At 67.1% G+C, this 21437-nt stretch carries 22 protein-coding genes; 3 read left to right on the top strand and 19 right to left on the bottom strand.

Annotation, left to right across the window (positions count from 1 at the left end):
- Nucleotides 1-21: 21 nt before the first annotated feature.
- Genes DU478_RS04965 through DU478_RS04940 form a run of 6 tightly spaced genes read right to left on the bottom strand, consistent with a single transcriptional unit; the run spans nt 22 to nt 5877 of the window.
- A complete protein-coding gene (locus tag DU478_RS04965; RefSeq protein WP_114509843.1) occupies nt 22-1023 on the bottom strand; it encodes an endonuclease/exonuclease/phosphatase family protein in 1002 nt (333 codons plus the stop codon).
- Between the two features lies 1 nt (nt 1024).
- Entirely contained in the window at nt 1025-1708 is a 684-nt protein-coding gene (locus DU478_RS04960; protein WP_114509842.1) for a molecular chaperone DjiA, read from the bottom strand.
- 43 nt (nt 1709-1751) lie between these two features.
- Entirely contained in the window at nt 1752-2231 is a 480-nt protein-coding gene (locus tag DU478_RS04955) for a GNAT family N-acetyltransferase (protein WP_114509841.1), read from the bottom strand.
- Nucleotides 2228-2839, bottom strand: coding sequence for a VOC family protein (locus DU478_RS04950; RefSeq protein WP_114509840.1), 612 nt, complete (start codon nt 2837-2839; stop codon nt 2228-2230). The genes DU478_RS04955 and DU478_RS04950 overlap by 4 nt, the downstream gene beginning before the upstream one ends.
- A gap of 4 nt (nt 2840-2843) precedes the next feature.
- Nucleotides 2844-4973 (bottom strand): methylmalonyl-CoA mutase, encoded by a 2130-nt coding sequence (gene scpA / locus DU478_RS04945; RefSeq protein ID WP_114509839.1) that lies wholly within the window; start codon nt 4971-4973, stop codon nt 2844-2846.
- Nucleotides 4936-5877, bottom strand: coding sequence for a hypothetical protein (locus DU478_RS04940; RefSeq protein ID WP_114509838.1), 942 nt, complete (start codon nt 5875-5877; stop codon nt 4936-4938). Before DU478_RS04940 ends, scpA begins: the two co-directional genes overlap by 38 nt.
- Nucleotides 5878-6070: 193 nt before the next feature.
- Between DU478_RS04940 and DU478_RS04935 the strand changes: the two genes are divergently transcribed.
- Nucleotides 6071-6499, top strand: a complete 429-nt coding sequence (locus DU478_RS04935) for a DUF4174 domain-containing protein (protein WP_407703149.1) — start codon at nt 6071-6073, stop codon at nt 6497-6499.
- Between the two features lie 67 nt (nt 6500-6566).
- On the opposite strand, the gene DU478_RS04930 is transcribed toward DU478_RS04935, so the two are convergent.
- The 8 genes from DU478_RS04930 to DU478_RS04900 all read right to left on the bottom strand — a co-directional run bounded on the left by DU478_RS04930 (nt 6567) and on the right by DU478_RS04900 (nt 13330).
- Entirely contained in the window at nt 6567-7361 is a 795-nt protein-coding gene (locus tag DU478_RS04930) for a hypothetical protein (protein ID WP_114509836.1), read from the bottom strand.
- 3 nt (nt 7362-7364) lie between these two features.
- Nucleotides 7365-9365 (bottom strand): acetyl-CoA carboxylase biotin carboxylase subunit, encoded by a 2001-nt coding sequence (locus tag DU478_RS04925; protein ID WP_114509835.1) that lies wholly within the window; start codon nt 9363-9365, stop codon nt 7365-7367.
- 165 nt (nt 9366-9530) lie between these two features.
- Nucleotides 9531-9737 carry a hypothetical protein gene (locus DU478_RS04920; RefSeq protein ID WP_114509834.1) on the bottom strand — a complete coding sequence of 69 codons (207 nt, stop codon included), beginning with the start codon at nt 9735-9737 and terminating at the stop codon, nt 9531-9533.
- A 340-nt stretch (nt 9738-10077) separates the two neighbouring features.
- Entirely contained in the window at nt 10078-10437 is a 360-nt protein-coding gene (locus DU478_RS04915) for a hypothetical protein (RefSeq protein ID WP_114509833.1), read from the bottom strand.
- Between the two features lie 87 nt (nt 10438-10524).
- Complete coding sequence (locus DU478_RS23090; RefSeq protein WP_199488288.1) at nt 10525-10668, bottom strand: hypothetical protein; 144 nt, start codon at nt 10666-10668, stop codon at nt 10525-10527.
- Nucleotides 10669-10882: 214 nt separating this feature from the next.
- Nucleotides 10883-11368 (bottom strand): DUF6497 family protein, encoded by a 486-nt coding sequence (locus DU478_RS04910; RefSeq protein WP_147276316.1) that lies wholly within the window; start codon nt 11366-11368, stop codon nt 10883-10885.
- A complete protein-coding gene (locus DU478_RS04905) occupies nt 11365-11757 on the bottom strand; it encodes a hypothetical protein (protein ID WP_233501114.1) in 393 nt (130 codons plus the stop codon). Before DU478_RS04905 ends, DU478_RS04910 begins: the two co-directional genes overlap by 4 nt.
- Before the next feature lie 40 nt (nt 11758-11797).
- Nucleotides 11798-13330 (bottom strand): acyl-CoA carboxylase subunit beta, encoded by a 1533-nt coding sequence (locus DU478_RS04900; protein WP_114509831.1) that lies wholly within the window; start codon nt 13328-13330, stop codon nt 11798-11800.
- A gap of 177 nt (nt 13331-13507) precedes the next feature.
- On the opposite strand from DU478_RS04900, the gene DU478_RS04895 reads away from it, so the two are divergent.
- A complete protein-coding gene (locus tag DU478_RS04895) occupies nt 13508-14734 on the top strand; it encodes a multidrug effflux MFS transporter (RefSeq protein ID WP_114510225.1) in 1227 nt (408 codons plus the stop codon).
- 47 nt (nt 14735-14781) lie between these two features.
- Nucleotides 14782-16182, top strand: coding sequence for a helix-turn-helix domain-containing protein (locus tag DU478_RS04890; protein WP_114509830.1), 1401 nt, complete (start codon nt 14782-14784; stop codon nt 16180-16182).
- Between the two features lie 150 nt (nt 16183-16332).
- Here DU478_RS04890 and DU478_RS04885 read toward each other — a convergent pair whose 3' ends face one another.
- From DU478_RS04885 to recN, 5 genes are all read right to left on the bottom strand, one after another.
- Nucleotides 16333-16938 carry an N-acetylmuramoyl-L-alanine amidase gene (locus DU478_RS04885; RefSeq protein WP_114509829.1) on the bottom strand — a complete coding sequence of 202 codons (606 nt, stop codon included), beginning with the start codon at nt 16936-16938 and terminating at the stop codon, nt 16333-16335.
- 50 nt (nt 16939-16988) lie between these two features.
- Nucleotides 16989-17678: a hypothetical protein gene (locus tag DU478_RS04880; protein WP_114509828.1), complete on the bottom strand. Its 690-nt coding sequence runs from the start codon at nt 17676-17678 to the stop codon at nt 16989-16991.
- A 34-nt stretch (nt 17679-17712) separates the two neighbouring features.
- Nucleotides 17713-19197: an Asp-tRNA(Asn)/Glu-tRNA(Gln) amidotransferase subunit GatA gene (gene gatA, locus DU478_RS04875; protein ID WP_114510224.1), complete on the bottom strand. Its 1485-nt coding sequence runs from the start codon at nt 19195-19197 to the stop codon at nt 17713-17715.
- A complete protein-coding gene (gatC, locus tag DU478_RS04870; protein ID WP_114509827.1) occupies nt 19197-19484 on the bottom strand; it encodes an Asp-tRNA(Asn)/Glu-tRNA(Gln) amidotransferase subunit GatC in 288 nt (95 codons plus the stop codon). The genes gatA and gatC overlap by 1 nt, the downstream gene beginning before the upstream one ends.
- A gap of 140 nt (nt 19485-19624) precedes the next feature.
- Nucleotides 19625-21277: a DNA repair protein RecN gene (recN, locus tag DU478_RS04865; protein WP_114509826.1), complete on the bottom strand. Its 1653-nt coding sequence runs from the start codon at nt 21275-21277 to the stop codon at nt 19625-19627.
- Nucleotides 21278-21437 lie beyond the last annotated feature (160 nt).

Here is a 21437-nt window from a genome sequence, read left to right as displayed (position 1 = left end):
ACCGCGCCCGTCTGAGAAGGGTCAGAGCGCGATGTCCAGCGTGACCGGGAAATGATCCGACGCGATCAGCAGCGCGTGGCGCAGCTCCGGCACTTCCCAGCAGCGCGGATCGTCGAAGGGATGCCAGATGCGCCAGACGGGATCGCGTGCGCGCAGGTCAGGCGACACCATGATGTAGTCCAGAAGCGCCTGCAGATAGCGTTTCTGGTGCCCGAGGTAAAAGCGCGCCGTGGTCGGCTGCAATCCCAGCCGCCGCTGCAAGGCCTGCGCGGCATTGGGGTCGTAAAGCTTCGGGTCGGCGTCCCCCAGCACGATCTCGACAGACGACCGGCCGAAAAGGTTCTCATATTCATCGAGCCCCGGCCCGTCGTTGAGGTCGCCCAGCACGATCAGGCTTTCGCCCGCGCTCAGCTGGTCTTCGATCCGGGCGCGCAGCCAGATCGCCTGGGCCAGCTGCTTGCGGCGGTTGGCGATCGACAGGCGCATCACCGCGTCGCGCCCCTGCGCGCCGTGCGGCGCCTTGGATTTCAGATGCGCGCCGATCAGCCGGAACGCGGTGCCGCCCGCCGAGACCGCCGCCAGTTCCAGCGGCGGCTTGGAAAAGCGCACCACATCGCGGGTGCGGTCGACATCGAGGTCGATGTGAAACGTCCCGTCGAAGCGCGGCGCGGCGTCGTTCTGCCCCGGATCGTGCCGCACCTCCAGCCGCTCCGGGTCGTACATCAGGGCGATTTCCTGTTGGGTGCCGTTCACGAACCCCATGACCGCCGCCCGTGCCCGCAGATCGAAGGCGCGCGCAAAGCTTTCCAGCGCCGGGATCGTGCTGCGGCGGCGGTGGGTGTCGGGCGCCTCGATCACCATGACCGCGTCCGCATCGAGCGCCGCAAAAACAACCCCCAGGGCCTCGGTCTGCTGCGCGCGGGTCACGTTGTGCCGCGCCGACCAGCCGTCGTTCATCAGAAGCTGCCCGCCGTCGTCGAACAGCGCGTCGAACCATTCGACGTTGTAGGTGGCGATGCGCATCTCAGGCGGCGGTGCGCGCCTGGATCTCTTCCCAGGCCCGGTTGATCGCCACCAGGCGCTTTTCGCTCATCTTCACCGCCTCTTGCGGAAGGCCGCGCGCGACCATGCGGTCGGGGTGGCTTTCGCGGACCAGCCCGCGCCAGACCTTGCGGATCTGCGGCAGCGGCATGTCCGGGCTGACGCCAAGCACAGTGTAGGGATCGGGCGCCGCATCTGGCACAAATCGCGCCCGCAGCTTGCGGAACTCGGCTTCGGGCAGGTCGAAAATCTCGGCCACCCGCGCGAGGAAGGCATCCTCTTTCGGATGGTAGGTGCCGTCGGCGATGGCGATGTGAAACAGCCCCTCGAGCAGATCGCAGAGCGTGCCGCTGGTCTCGCGGAACATGGCGCGGATGCGCTGCGCGTATTCCTCGAATCCCGCAACATCCTGCCGCGCGAGGTTGAAGACCCGCGCCGCCCCCGCCTCGTCCTCGGGCGCGATGTGGAACACCTCGCGGAAGGCCATGACCTCGGCGCGCGTCACCAACCCATCGGCCTTGGCCATCTTGGCCGAGAGCGCGATCACAGCGATGGTGAAGGCGACCGAGCGTTCCGGCGGCGTGCGCAGCCGTTCGAAGACAGCCGACAGCCCCTCGCCCTTGGCAAGGGCGGAGACGGCCTGGGTGATGCGGGACCAAATTGACATTGTGTCACTCTAAAGCGCCGCCGGGCCGTTGTCAGTGCGACAATCAGAGAATTTTCTGCATCAGCACAAGGTCGATCCAGCGCCCGAACTTGTGGCCCACTTCCGGAAGCCTCGCGATCTCCTTGAACCCCAGCGCGGCGTGGAATTTCACGCCTGCCGGGTTCTCCGCGCTGACCCCGGCCCAGAGCGAATGCACCTCTTCGGCCCGCGCCGCATCCATCAGCGCGCCCATCAGCGCACGGCCCGCGCCCTGCCCCCAGGCCGCTGGCGCGAGCACGATGGAATGCTCCTTTGTACGGGCATAGCCCGGACCCCCGCGAAACGGGAAATAGGTGGCGAAGCCCGCCACCGCGCCGTCCATCTCCACCACCTGGAAGGCGGGGCCGCGCGCAGCGATATCCTCGGCGATGCCTTCGGGCGTCTTCAGCAGCGTGGTGAAAGTGATGGCGGTGGATTCGATCACCGGGTTCTGGATCGCGGCGATGGCGGCGGCATCGCCTGCCGCGGCGGGCCGGACGATCATGTCAGCACCTTTTCGCCCTCGGGCGTGGCGAATCGTGCCCGCAGGCCCGCCGCTCCGGTCTCGAATCCGACGCGCGGATCGGCAATGTACGGCGCCAGCAGGTCCTGCAGTGCCCCGGCCTCGGGATGTGTGACGGTCAGCCGGTCGAGCCGCAGGCCGGGTTCCGAGAGGGTGTCGCCGGGGATGGGCGCGGTCTGCCATTCGATCAGCGCCGGAAAGAGCCCGCCCCAGGGAAGACGCCCATCCTCGGGCACCGCCATGCGCCAGCGCAGGTCGCCGCGCGACAGCGCCACCGGCTGGCCCGCCATCGGCAAGGCCTGCAGCGCGGCGTCGAGGTCGTCCACCCGGCAAATCCACTTGTCGAGCCGCGGCGCGCCGGTGAAGTCATCCAGCCCGAACCAGCGCGGGTATCCCGGCGCCTTGGCATCGGGGTCGATGGCGATGGCTTCAAGGTAGAGCCCCGCCTCGAGCCCCAGCAGCGCATTATGGGTGGCGAAATGCGGATGACGCCCGCCCGGGCGCAAGACGCGGCCCAGCGCAGCCTCTGCATGGGCCTGTGCCGCCGCCAGCGACGTGCCCAGCACCGCCAGGTGATCGAGCGTCAGCATGGGCTCAGCCGCGCGCCTCGCGGATCAGCCGCAGGATGTCCTGCGCCGCCTCGGGGATGTTGGTGCCGGGGCCGAAGATCGCCTTGACGCCCGCATCCTGCAGGAACGTGTAATCCTGCTGCGGAATGACCCCGCCGCAGATCACCAGGATATCCTCGGCGCCGGCCTCTTTCAGCGCGCGCACCAGCTGCGGCGCCAGCGTCCGGTGCCCCGCCGCCTGCGAGGAAATTCCCACCACGTGCACGTCGTTGTCGACCGCATCCTGCGCCGCCTCTTCCGGCGTCTGGAACAGCGGCCCCACGTCGACGTCGAAGCCGATGTCGGCAAATGCGGTGGCGATCACCTTGGCGCCGCGGTCGTGGCCGTCCTGTCCCATCTTGACCACCAGCATGCGCGGGCGGCGGCCTTCCTCCTCGGCGAAGTCCTCGACCGATTTCTGGATCGCGGCGAACCCCTCGTCGCCCTCGTAGGCGGCGCCATACACCCCTGCCAATGTCTTCACCTCCGCGCGGTGCCGTCCGAACACCTTTTCCATCGCCATGCTGATCTCTCCGACCGAGGCCCGGGCGCGGGCCGCTTCGACCGCCGCTTCGAGCAGGTTGCCGCCGTCCGCCGCGCGGCGGGACAGCTCTTCGAGCGCTGCGGTGCAGGCGCCGTCATCGCGGCTCGACCGGATGCGCTCCAGCCGCCGCACCTGGGATTCGCGCACCTCGTCGTTGTCGATGTCGCGGATGTCGATCGGGTCTTCCTTGTCCTTGCGATACTTGTTGACCCCGACGATCACCTCGGTGCCGCGGTCGATATCGGCCTGGCGCCGCGCTGCCGTCTCCTCGATCCGAAGCTTCGGCATACCGCTGGCCACGGCCTTGGTCATGCCGCCCATCTCGTCCACTTCCTCGATGATCGCCCAGGCGGCTTCGGCCAGATCATGGGTCAGCTTTTCGACGTAGTAGGAGCCTGCCAGTGGGTCGACCACGTTGGTGACGCCGGTTTCCTCCTGCAGCACCAGCTGGGTGTTGCGGGCGATGCGGGCGCTGAAATCGGTGGGCAGGGCGATGGCCTCGTCCAGCGCGTTGGTGTGCAGCGATTGCGTGCCGCCCAGCACCGCGCTCATCGCCTCGTAGGCGGTGCGGATGACGTTGTTGTAAGGATCTTGTTCCGACAGCGTCACGCCGCTGGTCTGGCAATGGGTGCGCAGCATCTTGGACTTGGGGTTCTGCGCGCCCAGTTCGGTCATGATCCGGTGCCAGAGCATCCGCGCCGCGCGCAGCTTGGCCGCCTCCATGAAGAAGTTCTTGCCGATGGCGAAGAAGAACGACAACCGCCCCGCGAATTTGTCGATGTCCATGCCGCGGGCCATCGCGGTTTTCACGTATTCCTTGCCGTCGGCGAGCGTGAAGGCCAGTTCCTGCACAAGGTTCGCGCCGGCCTCCTGCATGTGGTAGCCGGAAATGCTGATCGAGTTGAAGCGCGGCATCTCGGTGCTGGTGTATTCGATGATGTCCGCGATGATCCGCATCGACGGTTCGGGCGGGTAGACATAGGTGTTGCGGACCATGAACTCCTTGAGAATGTCGTTCTGGATCGTCCCCGACAGCACCGACTTGTCGTGTCCCTGCTCTTCGCCTGCGACGATGAAGTTGGCGAGGATCGGGATGACCGCGCCGTTCATCGTCATCGACACCGACACCTGGTCGAGCGGGATGCCATCGAAGAGGATCTTCATGTCCTCGACGGAATCGATGGCGACGCCCGCCTTGCCCACGTCGCCCACCACGCGAGGGTGGTCGCTGTCGTAGCCGCGGTGGGTGGCGAGGTCGAAGGCCACGCTGACCCCCTGCTGACCGGCGGCGAGGTTGCGGCGGTAGAAGGCGTTGCTTTCCTCGGCGGTGGAAAAGCCCGCATATTGCCGGATCGTCCAGGGCCGTCCCGCGTACATCGTGGCCTTCACGCCGCGGGTGAAGGGCTCCGCCCCCGGCAGGCTGCCCATGTGCGGCAGGCCCTCGACGTCCTCGGCGGTGTAGATCGGCTTGACGGCGATCCCTTCCAGCGTCTGCCAGGTCAGGTCGTCGACGCTGCGCCCGCGCAGCTCTTTCTCAGCGATCTTGCGCCACTCTTCGGGTGTCTGTGTCATCAGCGGTTGGTCCTCTTTCCAGCAGATCCGGCGGCCAGGTGGTCCTGGTCTTGTCCGGTTCCGGTTCCTCGATGTAGCGCGCGAGCCCGTCGGCCCCGGCGCGCAGCCAGTAAAGATCGTCCGCATAGGCCGCGCGCAGGTGCAGGGCTTGAAGCGGCGAAAACGGCATCCAGCGGCCCGACCGGGCGCCCAGTCGCGCCGGGTCCTCGCCGCGCGCCGCCATGACCTCGGCCAGGGTGGGAACGTCCGGCGCCCGGTTGCACCAGGGTCCGTCCGCCGGCGCGGCAGGGGGAAAGAGCATCCCCGTCGCCCGTTGCAGCAGCCGGTCGGGATGCGCGGCGAAGCGTTCGAAAGGGGTCACCAGCAGTTCGGTCCCGGGCATGGCGCAGGACAGGTCGGTCACGACCTGCCGCCAGCTGCGGGGCGCCGCGGCCAGCGCCGCCAGCGTTTCGGCATCCGGACACGGCAAGCCGCGCGGCAGCAGGTAGGCCAACAGGGACGCCCAGTAGCTGTCGAGCGAACGGATCTGCAGCAGCGCGCGGCGCGGCCGGCCGCCGAAGGCATGGTGGAACCGCGCCACCCGTTCCCCGACCTGCGGATAAAGCGACCGCGCGCGCAGGTTCCGGCGCGGCGTGCCGAGCATGTTCTCGTCGCTGACCAGCAGCACCGCGACCCCGCGCCGGGCCGTCGCCGCGCAGGACAGCGCCACCCGCCCCGCCGCGCGCCGCCCGCGGACGGAGTTGCTGGGCTGCTCGGGCAAATCGTGAAACAGACCCTTGCGGGTGCGCTGCGGCCCCCAGAACCCGATCCCCTGTCCCGAAAGGGCCGCGCCCGATTGCCGCATGTAGGTCTGAAAGCTGGTCGAGGCGCAGCGGTGCGCCCCGAGGTGCAGAATGATGTCCAAGGCCGTGTCCGCCGTTGTTGCAAGTCACGGCGATCATGACGCGGCACCCCTGACAAAGCCCTTAACGTTAAAATTTTCACGGGTCCCGGTCACTTGGCCGTTCGCAAAGCCGCGCGGGCTGCCTATATTCGCGGGTATGAAAACATGCTTAACACTTGCGCTTGCCCTCGGTCTTGCCAGTGCCGCGTCCGGCGTGTCCGCACAGTCCGCCGGCAGCAGCGCCGCACCGATCCAAGCGCCGGTCCAGACCGAAGAGATGATTCTCGATGCCGCGGAGGTCGATCTGAACGACCTGCTCTGGCTCAAGCGTCCGCTGGTGGTCTTCGCCGACAGCCCCGCCGATCCACGGTACGTGCAGCAGATGCAGCTGCTGACCGAACGGCTGGACGTGCTCGACGAACGCGACGTGGTGATCGTGACCGACACCGACCCCGATGCACGCAGCCAGCCGCGGCGGCAGCTGCGTCCGCGCGGCTTCATGACGGTGGTGCTGGCCAAGGACGGATCGGTGGTGCTGCGCAAGCCCGAACCCTGGGCGGTGCGCGAGCTTACGCGCAACATCGACAAGCTGCCGCTGCGCCAGCAAGAGGTCCGCGACCGGCGCGATGCCTTGCGCCAGTAGCGCCGCACACCTATATACAGTATAGCGCAAGGAGGCGTGATCATGGAAAAAGACCCCAACATCCCGTTCACTCCGATCCCGATAACCGGCCGGACCGGCCCGCGTCCGGGCTACTGAGCCGCGCGGCCTCTTCGGCTCCGGCGCGGTCGCCTTCGGAGTAGAGCTTGATCAGCCGCAGCGCATGCTGACCCGACAGAAACGCCTGTTTCCGCATCTCCAGGTAATCCGAATACATCGCGATCCGGCGCGACTGGTCGAATTCCTCTGACCGGAACCTGTCCCCGCGCATGTCGTCGCACAGCGCGGAAATCGCCTTGATCAGGCTGTAGTAGGACACCACGGCGTCGATGGTGACGCGCGGCAGCACCTCGATCTCGTCCAGCACGGCGTTGTAGATGTGATCGTCATGTTCGCGCGGAACCAGCGGAATGAAGCCCGGTTCGACCCGCATCCGCGCCAGCGTCTGGTTGCCGTGCGCCTCGCCCTCGCCCGCGTCATACAGATTGTTGAGCGCATTGCCGATCTCGGCGTAAAGCGCCTTGTGATAGTCGCGGGTCTTTTCCGCCTTGTCGCGCTGCTGGGCATTGGCCGCGAAGATCGCCGTGGTGAGCCAGCCGGTGGCGATGAAAAGCCCCGCGATCAGCGCCTGCCAGACCCTTTCGTCGAGGTCGAGGAACCGCGCCACCAGCAGCAGCATCAGCCCCATCGCCGCGGCCACCGGCAGCCCGATGGTGACGAAGAACTGGAAGATCAGCCGGCCCGCCAGCCGCTCCTCCGACCCGCCGCGCCAGACATAGAGCCCCCACAGCGCCAGAAGCGCCGCGAGGCCGGCCATCGCCGTGGTCTGGGCGGTGTCGGACATGCGTTATTCGAACTCCATGATCACGTCGTCCACCGCCAGGCTGTCGCCCTCGCCAGCGTTGATCTTGCTCACCGTGCCCTTGCGCTCGGCGCGCAGGATGTTCTCCATCTTCATCGCCTCGATGGTGCAGAGCGCCTGGCCCTCCTGCACCTCGTCGCCCACCGCGACGTTGAGCTTGACCATCAGCCCGGGCATCGGACAGAGAAGCATTTTCGAGGTATCCGCGGCCTCTTTCTCGGGCATCCGCCGCGCCAGTTCGGCCTGCCGCGGCGTGCGCACGTGCACCTTGAGGTCGGCACCGCGCGACCGGATGCGGAAACCGCCCGAGATCTTGCCGACCTTGAGCACCAGCGGGAGGCCGTCGACCTCCATGCTGGCCAGCTGGTCGCCCGGTGTCCAGTCGCCCGCGACGCGCATTTCGGTGCCGTCGTCGAAACGGACGGTGGCGGCGCCCTTCTCGGCGGCGATGCTCAGGTCGAAACTCTCGCCCTGCAAGGCCACGTTCCAGCGGTCGCCGACCCGGCGTTCGTGGTTGTCGAGCGTGCCGGACACCCGCGCGCGCCGGATCTCGGCCACGCGGTTCATCGCCGCCGTCGCCGCCGCGATACGGCGCAGGTCCGCCGCGGGCAGTTCAACGCCCTGAAAACCCTCGGGATATTCCTCGGCGATGAAGGCCGTGGTCATGTCGCCGCACGCGAATTTCGGGTGGTCCATCACCGCGCTCAGGAACGGCAGGTTGTGGCCGATGCCCTCGACCTCGAAGGCATCCAGCGCGTTGCGCATGCCTTCGATGGCGGCGTCCCGGTCCGGCCCCCAGGTGCAGAGCTTGGCGATCATCGGATCGTAGTACATGCTGATCTCGCCGCCCTCGTAGACGCCGGTATCGTTGCGCACCTTGGCGCCCTCGACCGCCAGTTCCGCAGGCGGACGGTAGCGCGTCAGACGCCCGATGGAGGGCAGGAAGCCGCGATAGGGGTCTTCTGCATAAAGGCGGCTCTCGATGGCCCAGCCGTCGATCTTCACGTCGCCCTGGGTGATGGACAGCTTTTCGCCGTCCGCCACGCGGATCATCTGCTCCACCAGGTCGATGCCGGTGATCAGCTCGGTCACGGGATGTTCGACCTGCAAACGGGTGTTCATCTCGAGGAAATAGAAGTTCTTGTCGCCGTCGACGATGAATTCCACCGTGCCCGCGCTTGTATACCCAACCGCCGCGGCCAAGGCGCAGGCCTGTTCGCCCATCGCCTTGCGCGTTTCGGGATCGAGAAAGGGCGACGGCGCCTCTTCGATGACCTTCTGGTTCCGGCGCTGGATCGAGCATTCGCGCTCGTTGAGGTAGATCGTGTTGCCGTGGCTGTCGGCCAGCACCTGGATCTCGATATGGCGCGGCTGCGTCACGAATTTCTCGATGAAGATGCGGTCGTCGCCAAAGCTGTTCGCCGCTTCGTTCTTGGAACTCTGGAAGCCCTCTCGCGCCTCCTCGTCATTCCAGGCGATGCGCATGCCCTTGCCGCCGCCCCCGGCGCTGGCCTTGATCATCACCGGGTAGCCAATCTCTCCCGAGATCTTCACGGCCTCCTCGGCATCCTCAATGAGGCCCATGTAGCCCGGCACGGTGCTGACCCCGGCCTCCTGAGCCAGCTTCTTCGAGGTGATCTTGTCGCCCATCGCCTCGATGGCCTTTTTCGGCGGCCCGATGAACGCTACGCCCTCGGCCTCGAGTGCCTCGGCGAATTTCGGGTTCTCGGACAGGAAGCCATATCCCGGATGCACCGCCTGCGCGCCGCTATCGCGGATCGCCTGCATGATCTTTTCGATCACGATGTAGGACTGGTTCGCGGGCGCCGGGCCGATATGCACCGCCTCGTCGGCCATTTCGACATGCAGGGCGTTTTTGTCCGCATCCGAATAGACCGCAACGGTCTTGATCCCCATGCGCCGGGCGGTCTTGATGACGCGGCAGGCGATCTCTCCTCGGTTGGCGATCAGTATCTTTTCGAACATGTCCGTTCCTTCCAGATCTTCGTTCTTGGGTCCGCGCGGCGCCGCGGCGCCAACGCAAAAAGCCACCGGACCGCGGGGGTCCGATGGCTTTTGCATGAGGGTGCAGAGCGTGCCACTCTGCGGGTGTATGCAGGTGCGGAGCTTGTCACCCCGCCGTCGAGTGCCTTAGCGGCAGACGCCCGGCGTGACGTCGTCGCAGGCCACGCCCGCCGCGATGCCGGCTGCCGCACCGATGGTGCCGTCGCCGCCGAGTGCGCGGTCGGCTGCATAGCCTCCAACACCGCCGAGCGCGCCGCGTTCGAGGTCGGAACCTTCGCAGGCGGCAAGGCCGGTGAGCGCCAGGATGGCGGTGATTTTCGCGATGCTGTGCATTGGGTCGTCTCCGTCGTGATTATGACTGTGTATGACACATCAACACCACGGCGGAGGGTTTCGTTCCAGCCTATTTTCGACATCCGCGAAAAAGCGGCAAAGCTTTGCTCTTTAAGCGAAAATCCGCCTATCCCGCCCAAAAAAACGGGCGGCTGCTCGGGGGAAGAGCCAAGCCGCCCGAAAGGGGAAGGGTAACGGTAAAAACCCGCGTTCCGCCGCTGCTGACAGAGGAGACGGGATGCGATTATGCTGGCATCGAAACCGCCACCTGCCAAGCGGCGCGCGAGAGGCGCGCGTCCGTCGGCCTCTTCTTGCTGAAATCCGCGAAGCGCTGGCGAAATCATGCCCAGATGTTCCCCTTGAAAGCATCCGGAAAGGCCGCGCGCGCCGCGTTTTCGTCGATCACCAGCTGCGCGTCGTAGCTCGTGGGATCGAAAGGATCGTCATAGGGAAGCACCTCGCGGCCGAAGAGCCAGCTCAGCCGGCCAGCGTCGAGATTGCCGCGCTCAAAAGGCTGATCTTCGAAATGGAACCAAAGCGCGGCCATGAACCACAGGTCGGCGCGCTTGTCGGGCGCACGCCGGTCAGCGTAGCGGTCCCTGCGGATCAGGGGTGTGGCGCCTTTCGGGTTGGCGCGGCGGATTGTGAATTGGAAATCCGTGCCGGGCAGCCGGCCCGGAAATCCGCGATGCTTCAGCATGATGCTCTCCCTGCGAATGCGGGGCCAGCGGTGCCGGAAATCGCGCGGTGGTTTGAGGCGGGCCCAAGGACCCGCCTCAGAGACCGGTTACTTGTACTTGCCGGTGTAGACGGGCTCGACGGTGACCGGCTCGGGATCGACCACGACGAACTCTTCCTGCTGCTGCTGCTGGCACGCGGCCACAACTGCAACGAAACCGAAAAGCGTAAGCAGCTTGATGCTCTTGGACATGTATAACTCCTGTCAGATTCGACGATACGGACAAAACCTGACGGTCCTGCCTGCCCTCGTCTAGAGGTAACGGTCACTTGGGTGCAACCGTTCCCCAAAATACCGGAAAGATTTTCCGAAAGATATGCACCGCAAGCGCATAGTTCCACCTGTGGTACGAAAGCCTCATCCCGCACACGGGATGAACTTTGCCTCGCAAGATATTGTGCAGGCATCAAAAAGGCTCCCAAATACAGAGATCGTCCTGCACCGAGAATGCCTCGAACACCTGGCGCACATCGGGGGTCGGAACCCCGAATTCAGTGGGTTCAGAGGCCAGGCTGATGACGATACGTTGCGGATTGGCATCTATTTCGCGCAATTTCGGCAGTGCAAAGCCTTGGCAGAGGTACTCCATATCGGCGGTATTCTGCTCAATGTCGCCCATTTCCTGTGCAATCGACGGAGCGACAAAGCGGAAACGGAACAGCGACCCGGCGTCTGCGTCGTCGGTCAGCACCTCTTGCAGGGTCAGGGCCCGCCCCGAAGGCGCGGTGATTCCAATAGGTTCGGGGTCTTGGGCCGCGGCGGCGGCGGTCCAGAGCGCCAGAGCGGCCCCCAGCCAGAGACAATCCCGACCCCGTTTCCGGGCTCCTCCCGCCGGGATTGTCTGGCACACGGGCGCACCCGGTGCCGTGTTCTGGCATGAGCGGCGGATCATGTCCGCCCTCCGATGCGGGCCCAACGGGCCCATCGACGCCGCACTGCCGGATCCTCCAGCAGAGCGGTGATGCGGTCGCCTGTCGTGGCCGGCGCGCGCAGGCCCTCGGCAATGCGCCCTCCGGCGGTCACGTACAGGCCGCTTTCCGTAGCGGCAACCATTACCACAGGAGAGAAACCACGCAAGTCCTGTAATGCCCGCCACAGATCCTGGCGAATCTGCCGCGCCAGCCGCCCACGCCGCAGCACCGGGAACGCCGCCTGCCCTGTCACGTCGAACCGCGGCGGCCATTGCCGGGCCAGCACGTAACGCGCAGCGCTGCGCGTCTCGAACCAGCCGCCACGCCGCACGGGCCGCGCTTCGGCCTGATCGGTCGCAGTCATCGTCATATGGGTCTCCTCCACGCCCGTGCGCAGCCTGCTCGGGCGCTCACAGCGGAATGTTGTCGTGCTTTTTCCACGGGGTCTGCAGCTTCTTGCCCCGCAGCGCGGCGAAGGCGCGGCTGACCCGGCGGCGGGTAGAGCGCGGCTGGATCACCTCGTCGATGAACCCGCGCTCGGCGGCGACGAACGGGTTGGCAAAGCGGTCCTCGTAACTCTTGGTATGCGCCGCCGTCTTCTCCGCATCGCCGAGGTCGCCGCGATGGATGATCTCGGTCGCGCCCTTGGCGCCCATCACCGCGATCTCGGACGTGGGCCAGGCGTAGTTGACGTCGCCGCGCAGGTGCTTGGACGACATCACCACATAGGCCCCGCCATAGGCCTTGCGTGTGATGACCGTGACCTTTGGCACCGTCGCCTCGGCATAGGCATAAAGCAGCTTGGCGCCATGCTTGATGACGCCGGCATATTCCTGGCCGGTGCCGGGCAGGAAGCCGGGCACGTCCACGAAGGTCAGAAGCGGGATCTCGAAGCAATCGCAGAACCGCACGAAGCGCGCCGCCTTGCGGCTGCTGTCGATATCGAGGCATCCGGCCAGCACCATCGGCTGGTTCGCCACCACGCCCACGGTCTGCCCTTCGAGCCGGATGAAGCCGGTGATGATGTTCTTGGCGAAGTTCTCCTGGATCTCGTAGAAATCGCCCTCGTCCGCGACCTTCAGGATCAGTTCCTTCATGTCATAGGGCGTGTTGGCATTCTCGGGCACCAGCGTGTCGAGGCTGTCCTCGATCCGGCCCGGTTCGTCGAAGAAGGGCCGGACGGGCGGTTTCTCGCGGTTGTTGAGCGGCAGGAAATCCACCAGCCGCCGCACTTCGGCAATCGCCTCCACGTCGTTCTCGAAGGCGCCGTCGGCGACCGAGCTCTTGCGGGTGTGGGTGGTGGCGCCGCCCAGTTCCTCGGCCGTTACCACCTCGTTCGTGACGGTCTTGACCACGTCGGGGCCGGTCACGAACATGTAGGAACTGTCCTTCACCATGAAGATGAAGTCGGTCATCGCCGGGCTGTAGACCGCGCCGCCGGCGCAGGGCCCCATAATCAGGCTGATCTGCGGCACCACGCCCGAAGCCATGACGTTGCGCTCGAACACCTCGCCGTAGCCCGCGAGCGAATCCACGCCCTCCTGGATGCGCGCGCCGCCCGAGTCGTTGATGCCGATCACCGGCGCGCCGTTCTGCACGGCCATGTCCATGATCTTGCAGATCTTCTGCGCATGGGTGGCCGAGACCGACCCGCCCAGAACGGTGAAATCCTGGCTGAACACATAGACGATACGGCCGTTGATCGTGCCCCAGCCCGTCACCACGCCATCGCCGTAGGGGCGCTGCTTTTCCATGCCGAAATCGGTGCAGCGATGGGCGACGAACATGTCGTATTCTTCGAAACTGTCCTCGTCGAGCAAAAGCTCGATGCGTTCGCGCGCGGTAAGCTTGCCCTTCTCGTGCTGTGCGTCGATGCGCTTTTGCCCGCCACCCAGCCGCGCCTCGGTGCGGCGGTGCTCCAGTTCTGCCAGAATATCTTTCATCGCAGCTCCCCTTGTTTGCGGCGGAGCCTAGGGGCGCCGCATCGCAGCATCAACTTGTTTTCGGCAAATTTGCAATGTTTGGATAGACTCCGTACGGAATATCGCAAATCTGCAAACTCATACCGCTTGGTTCATTTTTACTTGGACAACACCGGGGTGCAGTCCTACCACCTCAGGATGGCCACCGCTCCGACTGTCCGCTTCCTGGACCGCACCACACCGCCGCACATCTTCACCCTGATCCTGCTTGCGGGCCTGTCGGCGCTGGCGATGAACATCTTCCTGCCCAGCCTGCCCAACATGACCGATTATTTCCAGACCGAATACCGGCTGATGCAGCTGTCGGTGGCGGTCTACCTTGCCGTGAACGCGGTGTTGCAGGTGATCATCGGCCCGATCTCGGACAAGTTCGGCCGCCGGCCGGTCATCCTCTGGGGAATCGCCGGGTTCATGCTGGCGACGCTCGGCTGCCTGATGGCCACCGACCCGTATGTCTTCCTCACCTTCCGAATGCTGCAGGCGGTGATCGTCACCTCGATGGTACTGAGCCGCGCGGTGGTGCGCGACATGGTCCCGCAGGACCAGGCGGCGTCGATGATCGGCTATGTCACCATGGGCATGGCGGTGGTGCCGATGATCGGCCCGGCCATCGGCGGCGTGCTGGACGAAATCTGGGGCTGGCACGCGAATTTCTGGCTGCTTTTCGCGCTTGGCGGCCTGCTGTTCTGGCTGACCTGGACCGACCTGGGCGAGACCGCGCAGAAAAGCGGCCTGACCCTGGGCCAGCAGTTCCGCGAATATCCCGAGCTTCTGACCGCGCCGCGGTTCTGGGGCTATGCGCTGGCCGCGGCGCTCGCGTCGGGCGCGTTCTTTGCCTACCTCGGCGGCGCGCCCTTCGTGGGCTCCGAGGTCTTCAGCCTCAGCCCCTCCGAGCTTGGCCTTTATTTCGGCGCCCCGGCCATCGGCTATTTTCTCGGCAACTTCGCCTCGGGCCGCTATTCGGCGCGGGTCGGGGTCAACCGGATGGTCTGCTGGGGCGCGCTGATCAACTCCACCGGGATCGCCGTGTCGATGCTGGTCTTCGCCACAGGCTACGGCACCGTCCTGACATTTTTCGGCTTCATGACGCTGGTGGGTCTGGGCAACGGCATGACCATCCCCAACGCCACCGCCGGGATGCTGTCGGTGCGCCCGCATCTCGCCGGAACCGCGTCGGGTCTTGGCGGGGCGATCATGATCGGCGGGGGGGCTGCGCTGTCGGCGCTTGCGGGCGCGTTGTTGCAGCCGGGCACCGGGGTCTGGCCGCTCTTGTGGATCATGTTCCTGACCTCGGTGGGCGGGGTCGTGGCGATCCTCTTCGTCATCTGGCGCGAAGCGCAGCTGAATCGGCTGGACGCCGCCTGACGACTTTGCAAAATTGCGCGTGACGCAAGGCTAAGGTGCAAAGCGACATGGCGATCCAGAAACTCTATGCCGGGGCAAAGCTGCGCGAGATCCGCACCCGGCTGGGCCTCACGCAGAAGGATTTCGCCGCCAAGCTGGGCGTGTCCCTGCCCTACCTGAACCAGATGGAGAACAACAATCGGCCGCTCAGCACCACCGTGGTGCTGGCGCTGGCGCAGGAGTTCGGCTTCGACGTGACCGAGCTGGGCCAGGGCGATGCCGAACGGCTGGTGACGGACATGCGCGAGGCGCTGGCCGACCCGGTCTTTGCCGACGGTTCGCCGCCGCTCGCAGACCTGCGGCTCACCGCCTCGAACGCCCCCGCCCTCGCCCGCGCCTTTCTCGAGCTGCACAGCGCCTACCGCCAGACCCACGAGCGGCTGGCGTCGCTCGACGAGGCGCTGGGGCGCGAGGGCGCGCAACTGCAGCCCAGCCCTTGGGAAGAGGTGCGCGATTTCTTCCACTACTGCGACAACTACATCGACGCGGTCGACCGCGCCGCCGAGCACTTCGCCCAGCTTCTGGGCGACGAGGGCGACATCCGCGCCGCGGCGATCCGGCGGCTGGCGAACAAGGGCGTCACCGTGCGCTTTGCAGAGGACGCAGCACTGCGCCAGTTCGACTCCGACACCGGAACCCTGACCCTGTCGCGGCTCGCCCCGCCCGAGACCCAGACCTTCCAGCTGCTGCTGCAGGTGGCCCTGTTGCGCCAGAACGCGCTTCTGGAGGCGACGCTGGACCTCGCGCGCTTCCAGTCCGACGCCGCCCGCGCCATCGCCAAGATCGGTCTTGCCAACTACTTCGCCGGCGCCGCGATGATGCCCTACCGGGCCTTCCTCGAAGCGGCCACGCGCACGCGGCACGACCTGGAGCGCCTGGCTGTGCAGTTCGGCGCCTCGATCGAACAGGTGGCGCACCGGCTCTCGACCCTGCAGCGCCCGGGCGCCAAGGGCGTGCCGTTCTTTTTCGTGCGCGTCGACCAGGCCGGAACGATCACCAAGCGACACTCCGCCACGCGGCTGCAATTCGCCCGCTTCGGCGGCGCCTGCCCGCTCTGGAACGTGCACCGCGCCTTCGAGAACCCCGGCCAGTTCCTGCGCCAGCTGGCCGAGACGCCGGACGGGGTGCGCTATATCAGCCTGGCGCGGGATGTCAGCAAACCCGCGGGGCATTTCGGCGCCCCGGTGCGGCGCTATGCCATCGCCCTTGGCTGCGAGGTGCGGCACGCCGGCGCTCTGGTCTATGCCGACGGGCTCGACCTTGCCCGCGCCGGGGCGTTCGAGCCGATCGGCATTTCCTGCCGGATCTGCGAGCGGGTGGCCTGTCATCAACGCTCGGTCCCGCCGCTCGAGCGCAAGCTGCGGATCGCGCCGGACCGGCGCGGGGTGCTGCCTTACGAACTGGAGTGAAGCGTGGGCGCAGGAGGATCGCCCGTACCGGGCGATACGAGAGACGTCGTCCGATGCGCTTGCACATCGGCGCAGCAGTATCGCCCGTACCGGGCGATACGAGAGACGCTGTCTCTCGTGCTCTCTGGAGGTTTATCGGCAAGATGAAGATCAGCGGGCCGGGAAGCGCTGCGCGAGATCGGCAATGAGGGCGCGGTCGGTGTCGTCGCGGGCGCCGGTGGCGCCGGGGCGGAAGCGGTCGCGGAAGCTTTGCAACAGTGCCGCGTGCTGGCTGTCGTCGAAAGCATAGCCGACTTTGGCGGCGTCGGCGTGGAAATCGCCCGGGACGGCAACCTGCGGCCAGACCGACAGGCCGCGGCGTGCGAGGCGGCGCCAGTCGAAGCGCGGGCCGGGGTCGATCTTGCGGCCGAGGGCCATGTCCGCGTGGCCGATGACACGTTCAGGGGCGATTTGCCAGCGGTTAACGATGTCTGCGAGCAGCGTTTCCAGCGTTGCGAATTGCGGCTCCGGAAAGGGCTGCGCGCCGGTATTGGCCAGTTCGATGCCGATGGACCGGGAATTGACGTCGGTGACGCCGCCCCAGCGGCCCGCGCCCGCGTGCCAGGCGCGCTGGTCCTCGTCCACCAGCTGCCAGCAGCGGCCCCGTTCGCAGATCAGGTAATGGGCAGACACCTCGGCCTCGGGATCGCAAAGCCGGTCGCGGGCGGCTTCGGCGGTCTGCATGGCGGTGTAATGGATCACGACCAAGTCGGGCACCGCGCCATCGCGGCGCGGACCGAAATTCGGGGACGGATGCCGGCCGGGGGTCAGTTCCGGCGCACCGCGCGGAAGGGCGCAGGGTTCCAGCCGCAGGCAAAACCGTCGCCGTCCGGGTCGAGGTTCTGGCGGTCGCGTTCGGGTCCGCCGGCGGCGAGGAAGGCCTCTTGCGCCAGATCCGAGGATGCATAGCCGGCGCAGGCGCGCTGTGCCTTCTCGGCGCTGGCAAAGCGCGAGCGGCTGTAGAGCGGCGTGCCGACAGGATTGTCGGTGCGCAGGGCATAGGCCACGATGTTCGGCCCGTCGCTGCCGCTGCGGCTGGGCAGCGCGGTGGGCTGGATCACCTGGTACTGGGCGCGGTTCTGGGCGATGAGCTGCGCATCGGCCTGGATGTCGCGTTCGCTCGACACCGCGTCGAAGCTGTTCTCGTTCGAGATGCCAGCGGCGTTCTCGACCACCTGCGGCGCCGGATTGGACGGCGAGGCCTGCACCGGGCCGCCGCCGTTCAGCGCCGCCTCGGCCCCGGCGATCACCGGGTCGGGATTGCCGAGCGTGCTGCCTTGCACATCCGACGGTGCGGGCACGGTGGTGCGGCCTTCGAGCTGAGCGTCGCGGGCGGCCTGCTGCGCCTGGTAGCTGTCGTAGTCGCCGAAGCCGACCCCCGCGCCGCTGTCGGGCACCGAGGTCGTGCAGGCGCCCAGGGCCAGGGCCGCCGCGCCGCAGATCAGAAGAATTTTCATGCCAGTCATACCTTCCAGCGCCTGTGTCGTGGGCTTACCACCATTTCCCGGGCTTGGCCACAAAACCCGCCGCGCGTTCGAGCGCATAGGCGGTGTTGAGCAGATCGCCCTCTTCCCAGGGCCGCCCGATCAGCTGCAGACCCAACGGCAGGCCGTCCTTGTCGGTTCCGGCGGGCACGGAAATGCCCGGCAGCCCGGCGAGGTTCACCGTAACCGTGAAAACGTCGTTGAGGTACATCTGCACCGGGTCGTCCATCTCCATCCCCAGCGGGAAGGCGGCCGAGGGCGTGGCGGGGGTCAGGATCGCGTCGACGCCCTGGTCGAAAGCCTGTTCGAAGTCGCGCTTGATCAGGGTGCGGACCTTGCGGGCGCGATTGTAATAGGCGTCATAAAAGCCCGCCGACAGCACGTAGGTGCCGACCATGACACGGCGCTGCACCTCGGGCCCGAAGCCTTCGGCGCGGGTCTTTTCGTACATTTCGGTGATGCCGTCGCCCTGGGACAGCTTTGCCCGGCGGCCATAGCGCACGCCGTCGTAGCGGGCGAGGTTCGAGGACGCTTCGGCGGGGGCGATAACGTAATAGGCGGGCAGTGCGTATTTGGTGTGCGGCAAGGAGATATCGACGATCTTCGCTCCGGCGTCGCGCAGCATGTCGGCGCCGTCGGACCAGAGCTTTTCGATCTCGGCGGGCATGCCGTCCATGCGGTATTCGCGCGGGATGCCGATGGTCTTGCCCTTGATGTCGCCGGTCAGCGCCGCCTCGAAATCCGGCACGGCGAGGTCGGCGGAGGTGCTGTCCTTCGGGTCGTGCCCGCACATGGCGCGCAGCACGATGGCGGCGTCGCGCACGTCCTTGGTCATCGGCCCGGCCTGGTCCAGCGACGAGGCGAAGGCAACGATGCCCCAGCGCGAGCAGCGGCCGTAGGTGGGCTTGATGCCGGTGATGCCGGTAAAGGCGGCGGGCTGGCGGATCGAGCCGCCGGTGTCTGTGCCGGTCGCGGCGAGGCAGAGGTCGGCGGCCACGGCGCTGGCGGACCCGCCCGAGGATCCGCCGGGGGTCAGGGCCGCGTCGTCGTTGCCGCGCCGCCAGGGGTTCACGGCGTTGCCGTAGACGCTGGTTTCGTTGCTGCTGCCCATGGCGAATTCGTCCATGTTGAGCTTGCCCAGCATCACCGCGCCCGCGTCCTGCAACTGCTGCGACACGGTGGATTCATATTCGGGGCGGAAGCCTTCGAGGATGCGGCTCGCGGCCTGGCTCGGCACGCCCCTGGTGCAGAAGAGGTCCTTGATCCCCATCGGGATGCCGCAGAGGTCGGGCGCGTCCCCCGCTTTCAGACGCGCATCGGCGGCGGCGGCACGCTCGCGGGCGATCTCGGGCGTCTTGTGCACGAAGGCGCCCAGCGCATCGGCGGCGTCAATCGCCGTGAGGCAGGCCTCGGTCAGCTCGGCGCTGGTCACCTCGCCCGCGCGCAGGGCGTCGCGGGCCGCGGCCACGGTCATCTTGGTCAGGTCGGTCATCATTCCACCACTTTCGGAACGGCGAAAAAGCCCTCGCGGGCGTCGGGAGCGTTCGACAGGACGCGGTCCTGCTGGTCGCCGTCGGTCACCGCGTCGTCGCGGCGCTTGAGCCGCATCGGCGTCACCGACACCATCGGCTCCACGCCGTCGACATCCACTTCCTGCAGCTGCTCGATGAAGCCGAGGATGGTGTTGAATTCAGATGCGAGCGCCGGCAGCGCGTCGTCTTCGACCTTGATGCGGGCCAGTTTCGCCACGCGGGCGGCGGTCTCTGTGTCGATGGACATGGGGGCCTCTTGCGATGCGGTGTCGGGATTGCGTTTACCGGCCCGTGCGGCGGGTCGCAAGGTGGTGACGGCGGAAAGGGCGATGTTGGCGGACGCCCTTCGCAGGATTGATCTTTCGGGCGGCGCGCCGCACCGAACGCCTATCCCGCCAGCAGCGCGCGGGCGGCGGCGCGGGCCTCGTCGGTCACCGTGTCGCCCGAAAGCATCCGGGCGATCTCGCCTTCGCGGGCGGGCGGATCGAGGGCAACCACGGTCGAGGTCGTGACCTCTCCGGCGACCTGCTTTTCGACGCGCCAGTGATGCGCCCCCAGCGCTGCCACCTGCGGCGAATGGGTGACGACCAGCACCTGCCCTTCGGCCGCGAGCGCCGAGAGGCGGCGGCCGACCGCGTCGGCAGTGGCTCCGCCGACGCCGCGGTCGATCTCGTCGAAGATCATCGTGACGCCACGACCCTGCTCTTGCGAGAGGCACACCTTGAGTGCCAGCAGGAAGCGCGACAGCTCGCCGCCCGAGGCGATCTTGTTGAGCGCGCCGGCGGGCGCGCCCGGGTTCGTGGCGACGGTAAACTGCACCGCATCGACGCCCTCGGGGCCCGGGGCGGCATCCTCGATCCGGGTGGTGAAGACTGCGCGCTCCATCTTCAGCGGCGCGAGCTCTGCCGCGACGGCGGCGTCGAGCCGGGCGGCGGCCTCTTGCCGCGCTTTGGTCAGTGCGGCGGCGGCGGCGTCGTATCCGGCATCGGCCTCGGTCACTGCGCATTCGCAGTCGGCCAGCTTCGCCTCGCCCGCGTCCAGCGCCTCGAGTCGGGCGGCGAGCGCCGCCGTATGCTCTGCCAGGTCGTCGGGCAGCACGGCATGCTTGCGCGCGAGGCCGCGCAGGGCAAAGAGCCGCTCTTCGGTGTCCTCGAGATCGCGCGGATCGAAGGCCATGGATTCGAGGCAATCGGCCACCCCGTGCGACGCCTCGTCCAGTTCCGCCATGGCGCGCGCCAGCGCCGCCACCGGCGCATCGAGCCGCCCGTCGGCCCGGTCCGCTGCCCCTTCGAGCCAGCGCAGCGCGCGGGCCATGGCGCCCTCGGCGCCTTCGTATCCCAAGGCTGCAGAGGCCTGGGCGATATCGTCGCGGACCTTCTCTGCGGCCTGCATCGACCGGCGGCGGGCGTCGAGTTCCGCATCCTCGCCGGTCTGCGGGTCGAGTTTCTGCAATTCGGCCACCGAATGGCGTAGGAAATCCTCTTCGGCGCGCACCGCATCGAGCGCGGCGCGGGCCTCGGTCAGCGTCTTGCGCGCCTTCGCCCGCAAGGTCCAGCGGTGGCGCACCTCGGCGCGGGCCGCGTCGAGCGCGCCGTAGGCATCGAGGATGTCGCGGTGGCCCTTGGGGTCCAGAAGGCCGCGGTCGTCGTGCTGGCCGTGCAGTTCCACCAGCGTGTCCGACAGCCGCCGCAGCACCTCGCCCGACACGCGCCGGTCGTTGACCCAGCCGGTCTTGCGCCCGTCGGCGGTGTTGACCCGGCGCAGGATCAGCTCGTCGCCGCCGGGCAGGCCCGCCTCCTCTAGCACCGCGCGGGCGGGATGGCCCTTTGGCAGGTCGAAGACCGCCATGACCTCGCCCTGCTCGGCCCCCTGCCGCACCAGTTCGGCCCGTCCCCGCCAGCCCAGCACGAAGCCCAGCGAGTCCAGCAGGATCGACTTGCCCGCGCCGGTTTCGCCGGTCAGCACGTTGAGCCCGGGCTGGAAGGCAAGTTCCAGCCGGTCGATGATCAGCATGTCGCGAATATCAAGCGCGCGCAGCATGGGTGCGGCCTTTGGCAGTTGGCGGGATCCGTCGAGATGACGAAGGTCTCGCCGCAGCGCTACTAAGTGTCAAGGTCGCTTGGGATGCCCAACGGGTCGCCCCGTGCGGTCTCACTGAACACCGACCTGCGGCCGCGCGGCGCCTCTGGGCCACCGCCGG

It is taken from the genome of Thalassococcus profundi (assembly GCF_003344785.1).
In the GTDB taxonomy this organism is placed as follows: Bacteria; Pseudomonadota; Alphaproteobacteria; order Rhodobacterales; family Rhodobacteraceae; genus Puniceibacterium; species Puniceibacterium profundi.
The sequence above is the reverse complement of the archived record's forward strand: the minus strand, read 5'-3'. Positions and strand labels throughout refer to the sequence as shown.